The sequence below is a fragment of the Algiphilus sp. genome, from assembly GCF_965216485.1.
In the GTDB taxonomy this organism is placed as follows: Bacteria; Pseudomonadota; Gammaproteobacteria; order Nevskiales; family Nevskiaceae; genus Algiphilus.
Map to the genome: position 1 here is coordinate 1,575,241 of NZ_OZ244162.1, position 16,788 is coordinate 1,592,028.

General features: G+C 66.2%; 13 protein-coding genes. 5 read left to right on the top strand and 8 right to left on the bottom strand.

The annotated features are described in order from the left end of the window. The first annotated feature begins 1 nt into the window (after window position 1). Both ACOOFO_RS07290 and ACOOFO_RS07295 read left to right on the top strand, forming a co-directional pair. Window positions 2-658 (top strand): response regulator, encoded by a 657-nt coding sequence (locus ACOOFO_RS07290; protein WP_420429427.1) that lies wholly within the window; start codon window positions 2-4, stop codon window positions 656-658. Next, window positions 612-2,549: an ATP-binding protein gene (locus tag ACOOFO_RS07295; protein WP_420429429.1), complete on the top strand. Its 1,938-nt coding sequence runs from the start codon at window positions 612-614 to the stop codon at window positions 2,547-2,549. Before ACOOFO_RS07290 ends, ACOOFO_RS07295 begins: the two co-directional genes overlap by 47 nt. Here ACOOFO_RS07295 and nth read toward each other — a convergent pair. From nth to metG, 8 genes are all read right to left on the bottom strand, one after another. After that, window positions 2,546-3,199, bottom strand: coding sequence for an endonuclease III (gene nth, locus ACOOFO_RS07300; protein ID WP_420429431.1), 654 nt, complete (start codon window positions 3,197-3,199; stop codon window positions 2,546-2,548). The two genes, ACOOFO_RS07295 and nth, sit on opposite strands and share 4 nt — an antisense overlap. Further along, entirely contained in the window at window positions 3,196-3,882 is a 687-nt protein-coding gene (locus ACOOFO_RS07305; RefSeq protein ID WP_420429433.1) for an electron transport complex subunit E, read from the bottom strand. Before ACOOFO_RS07305 ends, nth begins: the two co-directional genes overlap by 4 nt. Then, a complete protein-coding gene (gene rsxG / locus ACOOFO_RS07310; protein WP_420429435.1) occupies window positions 3,879-4,574 on the bottom strand; it encodes an electron transport complex subunit RsxG in 696 nt (231 codons plus the stop codon). The genes ACOOFO_RS07305 and rsxG overlap by 4 nt, the downstream gene beginning before the upstream one ends. Then, window positions 4,571-5,605 (bottom strand): RnfABCDGE type electron transport complex subunit D, encoded by a 1,035-nt coding sequence (locus tag ACOOFO_RS07315; protein WP_420429437.1) that lies wholly within the window; start codon window positions 5,603-5,605, stop codon window positions 4,571-4,573. The genes rsxG and ACOOFO_RS07315 overlap by 4 nt, the downstream gene beginning before the upstream one ends. Next, window positions 5,602-7,965, bottom strand: a complete 2,364-nt coding sequence (rsxC, locus tag ACOOFO_RS07320) for an electron transport complex subunit RsxC (protein WP_420429439.1) — start codon at window positions 7,963-7,965, stop codon at window positions 5,602-5,604. The genes ACOOFO_RS07315 and rsxC overlap by 4 nt, the downstream gene beginning before the upstream one ends. After that, window positions 7,962-8,519 (bottom strand): electron transport complex subunit RsxB, encoded by a 558-nt coding sequence (rsxB, locus tag ACOOFO_RS07325; RefSeq protein WP_420429441.1) that lies wholly within the window; start codon window positions 8,517-8,519, stop codon window positions 7,962-7,964. Before rsxB ends, rsxC begins: the two co-directional genes overlap by 4 nt. Window positions 8,520-9,329: 810 nt before the next feature. Then, on the bottom strand, window positions 9,330-9,905 hold the full coding sequence (gene rsxA, locus ACOOFO_RS07330) for an electron transport complex subunit RsxA (protein WP_223057716.1): 576 nt from the start codon (window positions 9,903-9,905) through the stop codon (window positions 9,330-9,332). A gap of 157 nt (window positions 9,906-10,062) precedes the next feature. Next, a complete protein-coding gene (gene metG / locus ACOOFO_RS07335; protein ID WP_420429443.1) occupies window positions 10,063-12,093 on the bottom strand; it encodes a methionine--tRNA ligase in 2,031 nt (676 codons plus the stop codon). A gap of 153 nt (window positions 12,094-12,246) precedes the next feature. Here metG and dcd point away from each other — a divergent pair, with 153 nt between their 5' ends. The 3 genes from dcd (at window position 12,247) to ACOOFO_RS07350 (ending at window position 16,784) form a co-directional block, all read left to right on the top strand. After that, window positions 12,247-12,813 (top strand): dCTP deaminase, encoded by a 567-nt coding sequence (dcd, locus tag ACOOFO_RS07340; protein ID WP_420429445.1) that lies wholly within the window; start codon window positions 12,247-12,249, stop codon window positions 12,811-12,813. 322 nt (window positions 12,814-13,135) lie between these two features. Then, window positions 13,136-13,843, top strand: coding sequence for a PilZ domain-containing protein (locus ACOOFO_RS07345; protein WP_420429447.1), 708 nt, complete (start codon window positions 13,136-13,138; stop codon window positions 13,841-13,843). Window positions 13,844-13,973: 130 nt separating this feature from the next. After that, window positions 13,974-16,784, top strand: coding sequence for a TonB-dependent receptor (locus ACOOFO_RS07350; RefSeq protein WP_420429449.1), 2,811 nt, complete (start codon window positions 13,974-13,976; stop codon window positions 16,782-16,784). Window positions 16,785-16,788: the final 4 nt, after the last annotated feature.

The following is a 16,788-nucleotide window of genomic DNA, read 5'->3' on the forward strand; positions in this document are numbered from 1 at the left end:
CATGCCCGATCCCATTCGCCTCATCGTTGTGGAAGACGACCCGCAGATGCGGCAGCGGCTGGACGCCGCCTTCGTGCGTAGTGGCGGGGTCGAGGTGTTGGCGTGGGCGGCCACCGCGGCGCAGGGCATTGCCGCGCTGGATGCCGCGGAGCCGGATGTGCTGCTGGTGGATCTCGGCCTGCCCGACGCCAGCGGCATCCACGTCATCCAGCATGCGCATGCACGGTATCGACAGTGCGACATCATGGTCGTCACCGTTTTCGGCGATCAGCGCAATGTGCTGGAGAGCATCGAATCCGGTGCCACCGGCTATCTGCTCAAGGACGATACCCAGACCGACTTCGTCGCCCGCATCCGGGAGTTGCGCGACGGTGGCTCACCGATAACGCCTATCATTGCCCGACAACTCCTGCAGCGTCTGCAGCCGAGTACCGGTGCCGCTGAGGACGGCGAGACCGCCTCGGTCCTGTCCCCCCGCGAGAGCGAAGTGCTCAACCTGCTGTCGCGTGGGTTCGCCTATCAGGAAATCGCCCGTCTGCTCGATGTCTCGCCGCACACCGTCGGAACCTATGTCAAGCGTCTGTACGAAAAGCTCCAGGTGCGTTCACGCGGTGAAGCCGTCTTCGAGGCGCAGCGCATGGGCCTGCTGCCGCGCTAGCGCGGGCGCCCTTCTGCTGCTCGTCAGCGCACTGGCATGGCCAGCCAGTGCCGCCACCGACGAGGTGCGGCTTTTCGAGCGGGCGCAGTGGACCGTGACGCCGCAGAACGTTACCCCTCTGGTCACTGCGGATTGGACATGGGTGGATCTTCCCGACACCGAGGCGACACCGCGGCTGGAAGGCTCCCGCCTGGGCAACCGACCGCATGGACCCCTGAAGGCGCCGGTGCATTGGTACCGATTCCGCTTCATGCTGGGCGATCCGGTGGTGCGCTCGCTGGCGCTCTATACCCCGCGCTATTCCGATCGCGCGCGGGTCTACGTCAATGGCTCGATGATCGACCGTTCCTTTCTGGAAGCGGACCGGATCGAGCATGGCTGGAACCGCCCGCTCTGGACGGTGGTGCCGCGTATCGCGCTCAAGGCGGGCAGCAATGAAGTCCTGATTGGCGTGGATTCGCCCTACACGGGCGAGGTCGATATCGGTCGACTGCGCGTTGGGCCGCCCGCGGCGCTGCGCGACGATTACCAATGGTCTTACATCCTTCGCATCAGCACGGCGCAGGCGGGCTTCTGGATGCTTGCCGGGCTTGCCCTGTTCTCCATCGGGGTGTGGGCGGTTCGGCGCTCGGAGCGGTTGCATCTGTTGCTTGGTCTCGGCGCGGCCGTCTTCGCCGTGCGCATGCTGCACTACTTCGTGGTAGTACCGCCCGTATCGCCGGAAGTCTTCTGGTGGATCACGACGGCCTCGCTGCCCTGGACGATGGTCTTTTTGTTCCTGTTCGCCTTCCGCTACTACGATCTGGTGCGTCCGCGGCTGGCGCGTATCCTGCTGCTGAGCGCCACGCTGGTGACGGTGGCGATTGCGCCAGGCACAGGCTTGGATGCCTACGAGGTCGCCCCGTGGGTCTATCTGGGCTTGCTGCCACTGGCGCTGTTCACGGCGGGCCTGTTCATTGAGCGTGCCATGCGCCTGCGCAGCGCACCCCCGGTGCTGCTTGCGGTGGGCTACACCACCACCATCGGGGTGAGTTGCTACGACCTTGCCGTGATGGGGCATTTCGTCTCGCTTGAGTTGCCCTATCTGATGCCGGTGGGCGCGGTGCTGATGTTCCTGTCCTTCTCTCTGGCACTGGGCGCGCGTTACGTGGAATGGCTGGGGGAGTTCGAGATTCTCAACCGCACGCTGGAGGAACGCGTGCAGGAGCGGCAGGCGGCGTTGGAATCCAGCTTCGAGCGACTCGAGGCCTTGCATCGCGAGCAGGCACTCACTGAAGAGCGCCAACGGCTGATGCGGGAAATCCACGATGGCATCGGCGCCAATCTGGTCACGACGCTGGCCGCGGTGGAAGCCAGCGGAGAGGAAGGTGATCCGCGCGCAGCCAACGCGCTGCGCTCAGCGATCGCCGATCTCAAGCTGACCGTGGACTCCCTGGAGCCCGTCGACGGCGACTTGCTCAGCCTGCTCGGCAACCTGCGCTATCGCCTTGCCCCCCAGCTCGAACAAGCGCATATCGGCATGCAATGGGAAGTGGAACCCTTGCCCATGCTCGACTGGCTGCGTGCACCCCAGGCCCTGCATGTGCTGCGCATTGCCCAGGAAGCCTTCAGCAATCTGATGCAGCACGCGGGTGCCAGTACCGTGCGCGTGTCCACCGCTGTGGGCAGCAATGATGCGGGAGATGCCGCGGTGGTACGCATCGAATTCAGCGATGACGGGGTCGGCTTTGCGCATGGCGAGGCAGTCCCACTGGGCAAGGGGCTGGACAATATGGCCCACCGCGCCGCAGTCCTCGGCGGCCGCCTGCTGGTGCGCAGCGCGCCCGGTGAAGGCACCACCATCTGCCTTGAGCTACCGGTGACCGAGCCGCATGCCGCAAAGGCGGTCTAGGCTGGCGATACCGACGTAGGGCGCAGCTTCTGGGGGTATTCGCAGAGGTCGCTGATGCAGCAGTTCCCGCACTCCGGCTTGCGCGCCTTGCATACGTAGCGACCGTGCAGGATCAGCCAGTGGTGGGCGTCCTTGCGGAACTCGGAAGGCGTCAGCCGCACCAGGCGGTCTTCGACCTCGCGCACGGTCTTGCCAGGGGCCAGCCGCGTACGGTTCGAGACCCGAAAGATATGGGTGTCGACGGCGATGGTGGGCTCGCCGAAGGCGGTGTTCAGCACGACGTTGGCGGTCTTGCGCCCGACCCCGGGCAGCGCCTCCAGCGCCTCGCGCGAGCGCGGTACCTCGCCGCCATGCTGCTCGACCAGCATGCGGCACAGCTTGATCACATTGGCCGCCTTGGCGCGGTAGAGGCCGATGGTCTTGATGGTGTCGCGCAGGGCGTCCTCGCCGAGGGCCAGGATGGCCTCGGGCGTATTCGCGCGCGGGAACAGGCGGGCCGTGGCTTTGTTCACGCCGATATCGGTGGCCTGCGCGGACAGCACCACCGCGACCAGCAGTTCAAAGGGCGTGTCGTAGCGCAACTCGGTGGTGGGCGCCGGCTTTTCGGCGCGCAATCGCTCGAAGATGGCGCGCCGCTTGTCGGCGTTCAACGCGCCGAAGCCTCGCCGGTCACCGCTGATGCCGGGGCGCGCTGCGCCTTCTGCTGCGCGCGCTGATCCAGCCATTGCTTGCCGGCAACCAGAAAGCCAAGGCCGATGAAGGCACCCGGCGGCAGGGCCGCGAGCAGCCATCCCTCGAAGCCGGGCACCAGGGTGATGGTCCAGTTCGCCGCCGCGGCGCCGAACAGCATGTCGGCACCGGCCAGCAATGTGCCCTGGCCGAGTGCTTCGCGCAGGGCGCCCAGGGCGATCAGCACGACACCGAAGCCGGCCCCCATCATCAGGCCGTCAAAGGCGGCGCGTTGCACTGTGTTCTTGGAGGCAAAGGCTTCTGCACGGCCGAGGATCATGCAGTTGGTGGTGATCAGCGGGATGAAGATGCCCAGCCGCAGGAACAGTTCGTGCAGATAGGCGTTCATGAAGAGTTCGACCGCGGTGACCGCAGCGGCAATGATCATGACGAAAATCGGGATGCGGACTTCCTTGCGGGTATGGCTGCGGATCAGCGATACCAGTACGTTGGTCAGCACCACCACGACGAGCGTCGCGAGCGCCATGCCGGTAGCGTTGATCACGGTGCTGGAGGTGGCCAGCAGGGGGCACAGTCCCAGTAGCTGCACCATGGCTGGGTTGTTCTTCCACAGGCCTTCGTGGGCGATCTTGCTGTAGCTCATGAGTGTGCTGTCCCGTTGGAAGCCGGAGCGTTGGGCGCATCGTCCCTGCCACCTTCGAAGAGCTGCCGCTGGTGCGCCTCGAAGAAGGCGAGCACCCGCGCCACCTGGCGCACTACCGCGCGCGGGGTGATGGTCGCGCCGGAAAACTGGTCGAAGACGCCGCCATCACGCTTCACCTCCCAGTCGTCTGCGGGCGGGTTGCCCAGGGAACGGCCGTTGAAGGCCAGTATCCAGTCGGTCTTGGCGAGATCGATCTTGTCGCCCAGCCCGGGCGTTTCGCGGTGAGACACCGCGCGCACGCCGGTGATGGTGCCGGACAGATCGGTGGCGATCAGCAGTCGGATATCACCGCTGTAGCCCTGCGGCGTGGTGATGTCGAAGACGGCGGCCGTCGGCTCACCGTCCTGGCGTGCCCGATAGACCGTCACCGGGTCGCGGGTTCCGAGCGCATCCAGCCACTCGCTATCGGTAATGCGCAGAGTGTCCTCGGTGATCGCATTGCTGTAGCGCTCCGCCGGAAGCACGGCGTGCAGCTGCCGCTCCAGCGTGGCCTGGACGTTGGCGGCGATCTGCGGCGCCGTCACTGCATGCGAGGCTGCCAGCAGCAGGGCGCCGGCCATGCCAAAGACGGCCAGCAGACCGCCCGAGACGAGCATCTGGCGCAGCATCGGAGGCATCTTCTCGCCCGTCACGGCGCATCCTCCGGGTGGCGCTGCTGGCCATAGACGCGTGGCTGCGTGTACTGGTCGATGAGGGGGACGCAGAGATTGAGCAGCAGCACCGAGAAGGCGATGGCGTCCGGATAATTGCCCCAGGTGCGGATGATCACGGTCAGCGCTCCAATGGCCAGACCGTAATACAGGCGGCCCATCGGCGTGGTGGCAGCCGATACCGGGTCGGTGGCGATGAAGAAGGCGCCGAGCAGCGTCGCGCCCGCCAGGAGGTGCCACAGCGGAGAGGCAAAGCGGCTGGGATCGTACAGCCAGAAGGGCAGTGCGAAGAGACCAACGCCGAGCAGCACGCCGAGCACGATCCGCCAGGCCGCCCATTTGCGATGGACCAGCCAGGCGCCACCTGCCAGCCAGGCGAGCGCGATCCAGGCGTAGCCATCACGAAACAGGCCGGCGACACTGCCGCTGGAGACCTCGGCCAGCGTCGCGCCATCGCCGACCCCGGTGCGTACCGCATCCAGCGCGGTGGCCGCGCTGATCGCGTCCATCTGCGCGGTCCATTCGCCGGAGAAGGGAATCGCAAGCTGTGCCAGCGCGGCGCCCGCATCGCGCCAGATCGGCGCCAGCTCCGGCCACAGCGAAAGCTGCAGCGGGAAGGAAACGAGCAGCACAACATAGCCCAGCATGGCCGGATTGAAGGGGTTGGCGCCCAGGCCGCCGTAGATCTGCTTGCCGAGCACAATGGCACAGACGCCGCCGACCACCGGAATCCACCAAGGTGTCAGCGGTGGCAGCGCCAATGCCAGCAGGACACCGGTCACCAGCGCGGTGTTGTCGCGCATCTGCAGACCCGGCTTGCGGCCACGGGCCTTGAGCCAGGCCGCTTCGGTGGCACAGCAGGCACCGGCGCAGAGCGCGATGTTGAGCAGCACGCCGGGGCCGAACAGCAGGACGTAGAGCGCAATGCCTGGCGCCAAGGCCGCAAGCACGCGCGCCATCACCCCACCGACGCTGATGCGCACCGGCAGATGCGGCGAGGAAACCGTGCTCATGAAGCGCCGTCTCCGGCCTGCTTCTGGCGGCTGGCATCCAGTGCCTTCGCGGCCTTGCGCGCGCGAGCGGCAGCCTTGGCGCGCTCGATCGGGTCATCGCTGTCGGCTGAGCCCGCGCCAGTCGCTGAGGGCGCGTCACCGCCGGGTGTCTCAGCGGCGGCGGCCTTCTCCGCCTTGCGTGCACGCGCCGCTGCCTTGGCCCGCTCTATGGGGTCATCGCTGTCGGCTGATGGGGTAGGAGTTTCCTGACTGGCTGTGTTCGGCGTGGCCGAGGTTGCAGCCCCGGCCTTCTCCGCCTTGCGGGCGCGCGCCGCCGCTTTGGCGCGCTCGACGGGGTCGTCTTCGGTGGTCGTTACGTCATGATCGGTAGTGGCGCCTGGCTGTTTCGCCGCAGCGTCGCCCGCAGCCGCAGCATCCGCCTTGGCCGCTTTGTGTGCACGGGCGGCAGCCTTGGCACGTTCGACCGGATCATCGCTGTCGGTCGACGGGGCGGGGGACTCCGGACCGGCCGATTGACCGGTGGAGGCGCTTGCATCCGCGGCCTTCTCCGCCTTGCGGGCCCGCGCTGCTGCCTTGGCGCGTTCGACGGGGTCGTCTTCGGCACGAGTTGCGTCGCTCGCGGTGGTGGCGTCGGTTTGCTTTGCGCCAGTGTCGCTCGCGGCCGCGGTATTCCCCTTGGCCGCCTTGCGGGCGCGAGCGGCTGCCTGCGCACGGGCGACGGGATCGTCCGCAGCTGCTGCCGTGTGGGCCGCGTTGTCGGAAGCTTGGGCCACGGCCTCGGCCGGTGCGGCGTCGTCCCGGGCGGCCTTGCGCGCCTTGGCTGCGGCCATGGCGCGGGCCACCGGGTCGTCGCTCGGTGCGGCGGTGGCGGCCTCGGCGGGGGCGCTGGCCTTTTCGGTCGTCTTGGCGGCCGCGGCCTTCTGCTTGCGTGCCTTGCGCGCGGCCTCCTTCTCGGCCGCCTCGCGCTCAAGTCGCTGCTGGCGCTCTTCGTGGCGGATACGGGCGGCGTCGGCCGCCTGGCGCTCACGCTCCTCGGACCAGATTTCGGTCTTGGCGAAGCGGTAGTACTGCACCAGCGGGATGTGGCTGGGACAGACCGCGGCGCAGCAGCCACATTCAATGCAGTCGAACAGGTTGTAGTCCTGCACCTTGTCGAACTCGCGCGCCTTGGCGTGCCAGTAGAGCTGCTGCGGCAGCAGCTTGGCGGGGCAGGCATCGACGCAGGCCCCGCAGCGAATGCAGGGCATGGCTTCTTCCTGCGGCGGGAGCTCGGCGGAGGGCAGCGCCAGCAGGCAATTGCTCGCCTTGACCACCGGGATGTCGAGATCGGGCAGTTCGATGCCCATCATCGGTCCACCCATGAGCAGCCGTCCCGGTGCTTCCGAAAAGCCGCCGAATTGCTCGACCAGGAAGCGCATGGGCGTGCCGATGCGGGCGCGGACATTGCGGGGTGCGGCCATGGCATGGCCGGTGAGGCTGATCACGCGGTCGGTCAGGGCCTCGCCGAAGACTGCGGCGCGATAGAGCGCGCGCGCCGTCCCCGGGTTCTGGCAGACGATGCCGATATCCAGCGGCAGGCCATGGCTTGGCACTTCGCGGCCGGTCAGGGTCTGGATGAGCTGCTTTTCTCCGCCCTGCGGATAGCGGGTGGGCACCGTGATGACCTGAATGCGGGCGTCGTGCGCCGCCGCTTCGGTCATGGCGCGGATCGCCTCGGGCTTGTTGTCCTCGATGCCGATCAGGCACTCGGCGGTGTCCAGCGCTCGCATCATGATGCGGGCACCGGCGATGATCTCGTCGGCCTGCTCGCGCATCAGCGTCTGATCACAGGCGATGTAGGGTTCGCACTCGGCGCCGTTGATGACCAGGGCGTCCACCGGCTGCGCCGGGTTGAGCTTGACGAAGGTCGGAAAGGAGGCGCCGCCCTGGCCGGCGATGCCGGCGGCGCGCGCGATGTCGCGCAGCACGTGGGGCTCGGCCTGCTCCGGATCGCTCAGCACTTCCCAGTCCGGTGGTGCCAGCGTATCGGCGCCGTCGGTGGCGATTACCACGCAGCGTGCCGGGATGCGGGAGGGATGCGCGACAGGGCGGTCCTCGATGGCAGTGACCGTACCTGAGCTGGACGCGTGGATGGGGAGCGAGACATAGCCCTGCGCGCGCCCGATGACCTCACCGCGGCGGACGGTCTGCCCAACCTGGACCACCGCCTCGGCCGGTGCGCCAACATGCTGGGCCAGCGGGATGACCAGTTCGGGGGGCACGGGCGCGACCGCGATGGGGGCGCCGGCGACGAGGTCCTTGTGCTCGTCCAGCTTGAGGCCGCCGGGGAAATCGGAGAGATGCAGCATACGCGCCGTCATGCGGCCTGCCGCTCCTTGCGCGCATCGGGGGCGGGCCAGGTCCAGGTCTGCTGCGTCAGCGGCACCGGTTCCATTGTGATGCAATCCACCGGGCAGGGGGGGATGCACAGCTCGCAACCGGTGCAGTGATCTTCGATCACGGTATGCATCTGCTGGGCGGCGCCCAGGATGGCGTCCACTGGGCAGGCCTGGATGCACTTGGTGCAGCCGATGCACAGATCCTCGTCGATAAGCGCCACCGTCGGCGCCTCCTTGGCCGTGCCATTCTCCGGATTCAGCGGCTTGGGCTCCTTGCCGAGCAGTTCGGCGAGCTTGATGACGCCCTCCTCGCCGCCAGGCGGGCACTGATTGATATCCGCTTCATCCGCCGCGATGGCCTTGGCGTAGGGCTTGCAGCCCGGGTAGCCGCACTGGCCGCATTGGGTCTGCGGCAGGATGGCATCAATCTGGTCGACCAGCGGGTCGCCTTCGACCTTGAAGCGCAGGGAGGCAAAGCCCAGGCCGATGCCGAATACGGCGGCAAGGCCGCCTAGTGCCAGGATGGCTTCAAGCATTTAGAAGGCCTCCTGACCGAGAAGTAGTCAAGACAAGAGGTTTCCATTGTGTATGTACGGCGACGCATCTGATTGACATGGAGAGCGGGAATTCCGAAGCACGATGGTTTTCGCGGGTGGCTGAATGACCAAATATGCTCATGGTTCCGCACCCATGATTTGAAGCGCTTCGTACTGATCTCTGCGAACGGTGCGGGTCCCTTTCTCTGCTTGCCCAGAGAAAGGAACCAAAGAGAGTGCACCCCACACCTGCGCCGGCCCTAGCGGGCCGGGCCCCTACGTAGCGCTTGTGCTCGGGGTCGGCCTGACACGACGTCCCTGTCGTGACAGGCCTTGGCTGGCCGTCCATGGCCAGCCATCCCCTGCGCGCAGGCGCTACTCCGGCGCGGGTGCAGGGGATTCCATACGGCTCGTCGCTTCGCGACATTGCTGCGATGCTGCGCAGCAGCGAGCCAGTCCCCGTGCCCTTGGCGGGTGGCCGGATTGGGTGGCGCGCGCAGTGGGGTGCGAGACAGGACGTCGAGCAAGGGCTGCGGCGCCATGGACGGCGCCTCAGCCCGACCCCGAGCACGACCTCCGATCCGGGCACCTGGTGCGGCAACCGCCGCGCCAGGCCACCCGTGGGCACCCTGGCTTTGGTTCCTTTGGCCGGAACCAAAGGAACCCGCGCGTGCGCAGGCGCTGAATCGCCAGCTGTCCGCCTCAAAGCGCGGAACCGATTAGCGGAGCAGTCCATTCTCCGCAGGCATAGAGGTCTCGCCACAGGCGGTAGCGTCATTGCATTCGCTTGAAGCGATTCGCTGCGCGCCATCACGCCAACCCCCCAAACCCCATGAAAGCCAAGGCCATGACACCCGCCGTGATCAGCCCCACCGGCGCCCCCTGAAAGGCCACGGGCACATCCGCCGCGGCAAGGCGCTCGCGGATGCCGGCAAAGAGGATCAGCACCAGCGAAAAGCCGAGCCCGGCGCCCAGCCCGTACACCGCCGAGGCGAGGAAGTCATGGGCTTCGCGCAGATTGAGCAGCGCGACCCCGAGCACGGCACAGTTGGTAGTGATCAGTGGGAGGTAGATGCCCAGGACCTGGTAGAGCAGGGGGCTGGTCTTCTGCACCACCATTTCCACGAACTGCACCACGGCCGCAATCACCAGAATGAAGGCGATGGTGCGCAGATATTCCAGCCCGACCGGTTCCAGCACAAAGGTCTGGACGAGGTAGGTCACCACCGAGGACAGCGTCAGCACGAAGGTGGTCGCCAACGCCATCCCCAGGCTCGATTCCACCTTGCGCGAGACCCCCATGAAGGGGCACAGGCCAAGGAATTGCACGAGCACGAAGTTGTGCACGAGCACGGCACCGATCAGCAGTAGCAGATATTCAGTCACGTCAGGGCTGGTCGAAATACGGGTCCGGCCGCGCGCTGGGCCGAGCAACTGGTAATGATCGGACGCGGCGACGATACGTGCAATGACGTATCGGACTTGGCAATGAGCTTATGACCCGTGACGGGCTGCGACGTCGTCCAGATGGTGCAGATGCCCCTCAGGCGAGCCGCATGCCGGGCTCGGCGCCGCTGTCCGGGCTCAGCAGGAATGGCTTGCCGTCACCGAAGCTGGCCGCGGCCACCATGCCTTCCGAGGTGCCGAAGCGCATCTTTCGCGGCGCGAGGTTGGCCACGATGACGGTGAGCCGGCCTTCGAGGTCTTCCGGGGCGTAGGCCGCCTTGATGCCGGCCAGCACCTGGCGCTCGCCGAGAATGCCGACGTCCAGGGTCAGGCGAAGCAGCTTGTCGGCGCCTTCCACCGATTCGGCACGGACGATGCGGGCCACGCGCAGGTCGACCTTGGCGAAGTCCTTGATATCAATAGTCTCAGCCTGCGGTGCGCCTCGCGCTTCGGGGGCGTTGGTCTTGGCTTCGAGGTCACTGCGGGCGTCGTCGGTCATGGCAGTCATGGTCTGGGTATCCACGCGCGTGAGCAGCGGCGCGTAGGGGGCGATGGCGTGGTTGGTGAGTGTGCGGGACAGGGCATCCCACGGCGCCGCTTCGTCCTGGAGGAATTGCAGCGCCCGCGCCGTCAAATCCGGAAGGATGGGCGAGAGATACAGGCTCAGGATGCGGAAGGCATTGAGGAAGGTCGTGCAGGCACTGTGCAGCAGGGCCTCCTGGCCCTCCTGCTTGGCCAGCTTCCAGGGCGCGATGTCCTGGATGGATTCATTGACGGCGTCGGCCAGCGCCATGATCTGCCGCACCGCGCTGGCGTAATTGCGCGCCTCATAGGCGGCCGCGATGGCGTCGGCTTCCGCGCGCAGGCTCTCGAGCAGCGCCGGGTCGTGCACCGCGTCGGCCAGACGGCCGTCGAAACGCTTGTGGATGAAGCCAGCGCAGCGCGCCGCAATGTTGACGTACTTGCCGACCAGGTCGCTGTTGATGCGCGCGACGAAGTCCTCGAGGTTGAGGTCGAGGTCCTCGACGCCATTGGCCAGCTTGGCGGCAAAGTAGTAGCGCAGCAGTTCCGGGTTGACGTGCGCGCGCCAGGTCGCTGCACGGATGAAAGTGCCGCGCGACTTGCTCATCTTGGCGCCGTTGACGGTCAGGTAGCCGTTGACGTTGAGCGCGGTGGGCGTGCGCATGCCGGCGCCTTGCAGCATCGCCGGCCAGAACAGGCCGTGGAAATTGACGATGTCCTTGCCGATGAAGTGCCACATCTCGACAGCGGAGTCACTTGCGATGAAGCGCTCGAAATCGTCGCCGCGCTGTGCGCACAGTGCCTTCAGGCTGGCGAAATAGCCGATGGGGGCATCCAGCCAGACATAGAAATACTTGCCGGGCGCATCCGGAATCTCGAAGCCGAAATAGGGCGCGTCGCGCGAGATGTCCCAGGCGCGCAGGGCTTCGCGCATCCATTCGCCCAGCTTGGCGCGCACGGCGGGCTGGATGTGGGTGGCGGGGGCGTCCATCCAATCGACGATGGCCTGCTGCATATCCGCCAGCCGGAAGAAGTAGTGCTCGGAGGGCTTCCATTCCGGGGTGGCGCCGGAGACGGCGGAACGCGGATTCTTGAGTTCCTCCGGGGTATAGGTGGCCCCGCAACTCTCGCAGTTGTCGCCGTACTGGTCCTCGGTGCCGCAGCGCGGACAGGTGCCGCGCACATAGCGGTCTGGCAGAAACATCTGCTTTTCCGGATCGAAAGCCTGCTCGATGGTCCGTGTTTCGATCAGCCCCGCATCGCGCAGCGCAGTGTAGATGCGCGTGGCGAGTTCCCGATTCTCCGCGGAGTGCGTGGAGTGGTAGTGGTCGAAGGCGACGCCAAAGGCAGCGAAGTCGGCCCCGTGCTCGGCCTGGACGCCGCGGATGAAGTCCTCCGGCGCCTGACCCGCCTTTTCTGCCGCGAGCATGATCGGTGTGCCGTGGGCGTCATCGGCGCAGACATAGTGCACCTTGTGCCCGCGCGCGCGCTGAAAGCGCACCCAGATGTCCGCCTGGATGTAGCCCACCAGGTGGCCGACGTGGATCGGGCCGTTGGCGTAGGGCAGGGCGTTGGTGACAAAGATCTCGCGGGAAGCTGGCGCCATGCGTGCTCGGGGGCCGTTGAACGGGCCGCGCAGTATGCCACGCGTACCCCGTGCGCCCCGAGCGGTGGCGCCGTGGCGCGGATCCCGCGGATGCCCGCCGTGGCGTCGCGCTCCTCCCTATAATTGGGCCACCCATTCCCGCTGGCAGCCCCCGTGACTATCAAATCGGACCTCTGGATCGACCGCATGAGCCGGGAGCACGGCATGATCGAGCCCTATCAGGCCTCGCAGGTGCGGGAGGTCGATGGCCGCAAGATCGTCTCCTACGGCACCTCCAGCTACGGCTATGACGTGCGCTGTGCCGAGCACTTCAAGATCTTCACCAACATCAATTCCTCGATCGTGGACCCGAAGTCCTTCGACGAACGCAGCTTCGTGGATTTTCATGGCGAGTGCTGCATCATTCCGCCGAACTCCTTCGCCTTGGCGCATACCGTCGAGTATTTCCGCATTCCACGCAGTGTGCTCACCGTCTGCCTGGGCAAATCGACCTACGCGCGCTGCGGCATCATCGTCAATGTCACGCCGCTGGAGCCGGAGTGGGAGGGCCATGTCACGCTGGAGTTCTCCAACACCACCCCGCTGCCCGCCAAGATCTACGCCAACGAAGGGGTGGCGCAGATGCTGTTCTTCGAATCGGACGAGGTGTGCGCTACCTCGTACAAGGATCGCGCCGGCAAGTACATGGGGCAGCGTGGCGTGACGCTGCCCACCGCCTAGGCAGGGACTGCAAGTCGGCCCCTCCCGGCTGCATGCGGGACGAAGCAGTCGGCGAGTGACTGCGGCCTCGCTGCCCGGCATCGGCTTCATCACGCATTTCGCTGCTTCGGCCCACGCCTCGAGCAGGGCGACTGCGCGCCGGCGGTAGAGGGGGGCAGCCCGAGCGGAGAAAAGGGGGCTGTCGTCAACGCAGGTGCTGGACGCTGGGAGGCCATGCGTGAGGACCCCTTGGCGGCCTGCGATGACCGCAAGGCGCACCCATGGCCTCCGGTTGTCGTGTGCGCGTTGACAGGGTCCCAGGCCATTCCGTAATAACCATGGCATGCGCCCTTTGCCCTCCGTTCCCGAAGACAACCGCCTGACCGCACAAGGCATCCGCTATCTGCTCAAGCAGCTCACCAACCAGCGCGAGCAGCTGCAGCTGGCCTTGCCGGGCGGTGAGACCAGTCAGATGCTCATCGTGCCCGAGTCGGTGACGGCGGAGCGCTTCCAGTTGCAGAGCCTGCTCATGCCGGGACCGGCGATGCGGACGCTGCAGGCCGGTGATGGCGTGGAGCTGCGCGGCCGGCTCAATGGCGCCAGCTTCCACCTTTACGCCGAGCTGGAGGCCGTGCAGCTGAGGCCGCAGGACGGCCAGCTCACCTGCCGCATCCCCGAAAGCGCGGAGTTGAACGAGCGCCGGGCCGCGCCGCGCTTCCCTCCGCCCAGTACCGGGCCGCGCACGGTGGCGGTGGTGCACGTGCCGGGGGAAATCATGCTCTGCCAGCTGGTCAATATCGGCCGTGAAGGGGTGCGCCTGCGTCTGGAGGTGCCGCATGTCGATATCGGCGACGAGCAGGTGGCCTTCTGCGAAGTGCGGCGCGAAGAGCATCTCCTGCAATCCAAGATCGATATCCGCTGGAAGTTGGCGCTGGACGGCGCCCATCAGGAATTCGGCGCGCGTTTCCTGGCGCGTGACCCCAACTTCAGTAAACGCCTGAATCAATTCGTCGCCGAACTGGAACGCTACTGGGCGCGCATGCGCGCCTGAGCCGCCCGTCGGCGCACAGCCGATCACACACTCCCGTCATCTCCGCTTCATTGCGCTGTCACGCGCGGCGCTTAGCGTGCGCTGCGCGCGCAGTGGGATGCGCGCCCAAGTACTTATCGGGGAGCGTCATATGTGGAATCGGGGAGTGGTCGGGGTGCGGTGTCTGGCGATATTGCTGTTGGTCGTGGGGCATTGGGGGGTCGCAGCCGCCCAGGATGGCGCCTCGCTCGTGGGGCGCGTGCTGGCGGTGAACGGGGATGTGCCTTTCGAGGGCGCGGTCGTGCGCATTCCGGAGCTGGAGCGCGCCGTGTCGACCACGCGCGAAGGGCAGTATCGCTTCAGCGCGCTGCCGGCCGGCACCTTCACCGTCACGGTGAACTATCTGGGCGCCGAGGAAGCGCGCGCCGAGGTTCGCCTGCAGGCCAATCGTCGCAGTACGCAGGATTTCCGCATCGATGCGGCCGAAGCGGGGCTCGGCGATGTGCTCGTCATCGGGCAGGCGGCCGGGCAGGCCGCGGCCATCAACAAGCAGCGCAGCGCCGACAACCTCAAGAGCATCGCCTCGGCCGACGCCATCGGCCAATTCCCGGATCAAAACGCCGCGGAGGCGCTGCGCCGTCTGCCGGGCGTGTCGGTGGCCAACGACCAGGGCGAAGGCCGTTTCGCCATCGTGCGCGGCATTGATTCCACGCTCACCGCCACCAGCATCAATGGCATCCGCGTGCCCAGTCCGGAGGACGACACCCGTCAGGTCAACCTGGACGTGATCAGTTCGGATCTGCTCGAGTCGCTGGAGGTGGTCAAGACCACCACGCCGGATATGGACGGCGACACCGTGGGCGGCACCATCGTGCTGAACAGCGTCACCGCCTTTGATCGTGGCAACACCACCCGCATCAGCGCAGACGGCAGTTACAGCGAGAAGGCCGAGGAATGGAGCCCGCGCCTGAGCGCCACCGCCACACGCCTGTTCAGCCTGGGCGACGGTTTCGAGAATTTCGGCGTGGCCGCCTCGGTGTCCTGGTTCTCGCGCGATTTCCTGTCCGACAATGTCGAGAGCGCGGGCTGGCCCGAACTGGAAGCGCCTTCAGGTGCGGAAATCCGGGGGCTGGAAGAAGCCGAACAGCGCGACTACGCGATCACCCGCGAACGCCTGTCGACCTCGCTGTCCCTGGACTATCGCCCCAACGCGGACGACAGCTACTACCTGCGCACCCTGTTCAGCGATTTTTCCGATGACGAGTTGCAAGTCACCAATGTCTTCGCCTTCGAAGAGGGCGACATCGAAGCGCTGAGTGCGCGCGCCGGCCGCTTCAGTGGCGCCGAGGTGGAGAAGCTGTCCGAGGCGCGTGAGGAGACGCAGCAGATCTTCTCGCTGCTGGTGGGGAGCGAGCATTTCCGCGGCCCCTGGCAAATCGACTATCAGCTCGGCTATTCCTTTGCCAATGAGGACGATCCCGAATCCCTCGGCTTCGCCTTCGTGGGCGAAGACCTGAACCTCGCCTACGACCTGAATCGCTTCGGCAGCGATATTCCCTTCCTCTCCGGCGAGAACCCGGCCTTCACCGATGCCGAAACCTACGCCCTCGACGAGATCGAGCTGGAGGACAACTTCACCGAAGAGCGCGAATGGAGCCTGTCTGCGGACATCAGGCGTGATACCCGCTTCGGTGCCTTCAGCGGCTATCTCAAGTCCGGCGTGAAGCTGCGGCTGCGCGAGAAGGAGGCCGACACCGAAGCCTTCATCTACGACGACTTCGGCGGTGACTTCACCGTTGCCGATTTCGCCCGCGGTCGGCTGGACTACCCGTTTGGCGATATCAACCCCTATGCCGACCGCAGCGCGGTGCGCTCCTTCTTCTTCGCCAACCGGGACCGCTTCGAACTGGCCGAAGAGGACTCCGCCCTGGGGAGCCGCATCGGCGACTACGACCTCGATGAGGATGTCTATGCCGGCTACGTGATGGCCAGCGTCGACATCGGCAAGGCGCGCATCTTCGGCGGCATCCGCGTCGAACACACCGAGTTCAGCGCCATCGGCACCGAGGCCGTCATCGACGAAACCACGGAAGAGCTGCGATTCGCCGCCCTGCGCGCAGAAAACAGCTACACCGATGTGCTGCCTTCGATCCACTTGCGCTACGCCTTCAGCGAAGCGACCGTGCTGCGCGCGGCCTACACCCAGACGCTGGCCCGGCCGGGCTTCGAGGCCGCCGCGCCGCGCGCGGAGATCGAGATCGCCGAGGACGACGGTCAGATCGAGCGCCAGGCCGAAGTCGGCAATCCGGACCTCGACCCCTTGCGCGCGCAGAATGTGGACCTGTCGATCGAACACTACCCGGGTGGGGTCGCCGTGCTGGGCGCGGGTGTCTTCTACAAGCGCCTGGACGATTTCTTCGTGGTCAGCGATCTCGCCGGCACCGGTGCCTTCGCCGATTTCGACGAGGCCATCGCCACGGTCAATGGCGACGACGCGGATCTTTTCGGCATCGAGCTGAGCGCGGTACGGCAGTTCCGCGGCCTGCCGTCCCCCTTCGATGGTTTTCTGGTCTCGGCCAATTACACCTGGACCGACAGTGAAGCCCGCTTGCCCTTCCGTGACGGCGACGTTCCGCTGCCGCGCCAGTCCGACAATCTCTTCAACCTCGCGATCGGCTATGAGAAATACGGTCTGTCATTGCGACTCGCCGCCAGCTACCGCGATGTCTACTTCGATGAGGTGGACGAGCTCGACGACCCGGCCTTCGACCGCTATGTGGACGAACATCTGCAGCTGGATTTCACTGGCAAATACCGCATCACCCAGCAGCTGCAGCTCCGTCTCAACGTCATCAACATCACGGATGAGCCCTTCTACGCCTACTTCGATCAGCCGCGCTTCAATTCGCAGTACGAGGAATATGGCCTTACGGCCGAAGTCGGCCTGTCCTACGATTTCTAGGAGC

What these genes read in the sequence shown, in the direction of transcription:
- ACOOFO_RS07290 (WP_420429427.1), top strand. Translation starts at nt 2, where the DNA reads ATGCCCGATCCCATTCGCCTCATCGTTGTGGAAGACGACCCGCAGATG.
- ACOOFO_RS07305 (WP_420429433.1), bottom strand. Translation starts at nt 3,882, where the DNA reads ATGAGCTACAGCAAGATCGCCCACGAAGGCCTGTGGAAGAACAACCCA.
- ACOOFO_RS07315 (WP_420429437.1), bottom strand. Translation starts at nt 5,605, where the DNA reads ATGAGCACGGTTTCCTCGCCGCATCTGCCGGTGCGCATCAGCGTCGGT.
- rsxC (WP_420429439.1), bottom strand. Translation starts at nt 7,965, where the DNA reads ATGACGGCGCGTATGCTGCATCTCTCCGATTTCCCCGGCGGCCTCAAG.
- rsxB (WP_420429441.1), bottom strand. Translation starts at nt 8,519, where the DNA reads ATGCTTGAAGCCATCCTGGCACTAGGCGGCCTTGCCGCCGTATTCGGC.
- metG (WP_420429443.1), bottom strand. Translation starts at nt 12,093, where the DNA reads ATGGCGCCAGCTTCCCGCGAGATCTTTGTCACCAACGCCCTGCCCTAC.
- ACOOFO_RS07345 (WP_420429447.1), top strand. Translation starts at nt 13,136, where the DNA reads ATGCGCCCTTTGCCCTCCGTTCCCGAAGACAACCGCCTGACCGCACAA.
- ACOOFO_RS07350 (WP_420429449.1), top strand. Translation starts at nt 13,974, where the DNA reads ATGTGGAATCGGGGAGTGGTCGGGGTGCGGTGTCTGGCGATATTGCTG.